We start from the raw sequence: 2,266 nt of genomic DNA on the forward strand, positions 1-2,266 counted from the left end.
GAATACCGATGAGTACAGCTTGGGAGACAGAGCACCGGGTGCTAACGTCCGGACTCAAGAGGGAAACAACCCAGACCGCCAGCTAAGGTCCCTAAAATTGGCTAAGTGGGAAACGAAGTGGGAAGGCTAAAACAGTCAGGATGTTGGCTTAGAAGCAGCCATCATTTAAAGAAAGCGTAATAGCTCACTGATCGAGTCGTCCTGCGCGGAAGATGTAACGGGGCTAAGCCAGTTACCGAAGCTGCGGATTTGCAATTTATTGCAAGTGGTAGGAGAGCGTTCTGTAAGCCTGTGAAGGTGCGTTGTAAAGCGTGCTGGAGGTATCAGAAGTGCGAATGCTGACATGAGTAGCGTTAAAGGGGGTGAAAAGCCCCCTCGCCGTAAGCGCAAGGTTTTCTACGCAACGTTCATCGGCGTAGAGTGAGTCGGCCCCTAAGGCGAGGCAGAGATGCGTAGCTGATGGGAAACAGGTCAATATTCCTGTACCGATATATAGTGCGATGTGGGGACGGATCTTAATAGGTCATCCGGGTGTTGGATATCCCGGTTTAGTTGGATGTAGGCGTGCATTAGGCAAATCCGGTGCACATATACCGAGGCCAACGATCGAGCCAGCTTGCTGGTGAAGTGACTGAACGAGGTTCCAGGAAAAGCCACTAAGCTTCAGCTATATACGACCGTACCGCAAACCGACACTGGTGCGCGAGATGAGTATTCTAAGGCGCTTGAGAGAACTCAGGAGAAGGAACTCGGCAAATTGACACCGTAACTTCGGAAGAAGGTGTGCCCTATTAGTGTGAAGTGAACAACGGAGCATGAATGGGTTGCAAAAAATCGGTGGCTGCGACTGTTTATTAAAAACACAGCACTCTGCAAACACGAAAGTGGACGTATAGGGTGTGACGCCTGCCCGGTGCTGGAAGATTAAATGATGGGGTGCAAGCTCTTGATTGAAGTCCCAGTAAACGGCGGCCGTAACTATAACGGTCCTAAGGTAGCGAAATTCCTTGTCGGGTAAGTTCCGACCTGCACGAATGGCGTAACGATGGCCACACTGTCTCCTCCTGAGACTCAGCGAAGTTGAAATGTTTGTGATGATGCAATCTCCCCGCGGAAAGACGGAAAGACCCCATGAACCTTTACTGTAGCTTTGTATTGGACTTTGAACAGATCTGTGTAGGATAGGTGGGAGGCTTTGAAGCAGGGTCGCTAGATCTTGTGGAGCCAACGTTGAAATACCACCCTGGTGTGTTTGAGGTTCTAACCTAGGTCCATTATCTGGATCGGGGACAGTGCATGGTAGGCAGTTTGACTGGGGCGGTCTCCTCCCAAAGCGTAACGGAGGAGTTCGAAGGTACGCTAGTTACGGTCGGACATCGTGACGATAGTGCAATGGCATAAGCGTGCTTAACTGCGAGACTGACAAGTCGAGCAGATGCGAAAGCAGGACATAGTGATCCGGTGGTTCTGTATGGAAGGGCCATCGCTCAACGGATAAAAGGTACTCTGGGGATAACAGGCTGATACCGCCCAAGAGTTCATATCGACGGCGGTGTTTGGCACCTCGATGTCGGCTCATCTCATCCTGGGGCTGTAGCCGGTCCCAAGGGTATGGCTGTTCGCCATTTAAAGAGGTACGTGAGCTGGGTTTAAAACGTCGTGAGACAGTTTGGTCCCTATCTTCCGTGGGCGCTGCAGATTTGAGGAAGCCTGCTCCTAGTACGAGAGGACCGGAGTGGACACACCTCTGGTGTATCGGTTGTCACGCCAGTGGCATTGCCGAGTAGCTAAGTGTGGAAGAGATAACCGCTGAAAGCATCTAAGCGGGAAACTCGTTTCAAGATGAGATCTGCCGGGGCCTTGAGCCCCCTAAAGAGTCGTTCAAGACCAGGACGTTGATAGGTCAGGTGTGGAAGCGCAGTAATGCGTTAAGCTAACTGATACTAATTGCTCGTGCGGCTTGACCCTATAACTTTGATCAGTCTGATCAAGGTGTTATGCCAAGTTGACGCATTCAAAATAATTCGCCAAAAACTGATTCCAAACTCTATGAATTCGTTTGATTGATCACGTGATCAGTCAGACAACCCTTTATGCCTGATGACCATAGCGACGTGGTACCACTCCTTCCCATCCCGAACAGGACAGTGAAACGCGTCAGCGCCGATGATAGTGCGGGTTCCCGTGTGAAAGTAGGTCATCGTCAGGCTCTTACAGCCCAGAAACCCCCAGTCAGCATTGACTGGGGGTTTTTGCTTTGGGGGAA

General features: G+C 50.8%; 2 rRNA genes (1 of these 2 only partly in view). Both read left to right on the forward strand.

The window, feature by feature from the left end:
- Positions 1 to 1,968, forward strand: a 23S ribosomal RNA gene (locus tag ACSFCA_RS36235); it begins 905 nt to the left of the window's first position.
- A gap of 128 nt (positions 1,969 to 2,096) precedes the next feature.
- A 5S ribosomal RNA gene (rrf, locus tag ACSFCA_RS36240) occupies positions 2,097 to 2,209 on the forward strand.
- Positions 2,210 to 2,266 lie beyond the last annotated feature (57 nt).

The sequence above is a fragment of the Variovorax multivorans genome (assembly GCF_051216835.1).
Lineage (GTDB): Bacteria > Pseudomonadota > Gammaproteobacteria > Burkholderiales > Burkholderiaceae_C > Variovorax.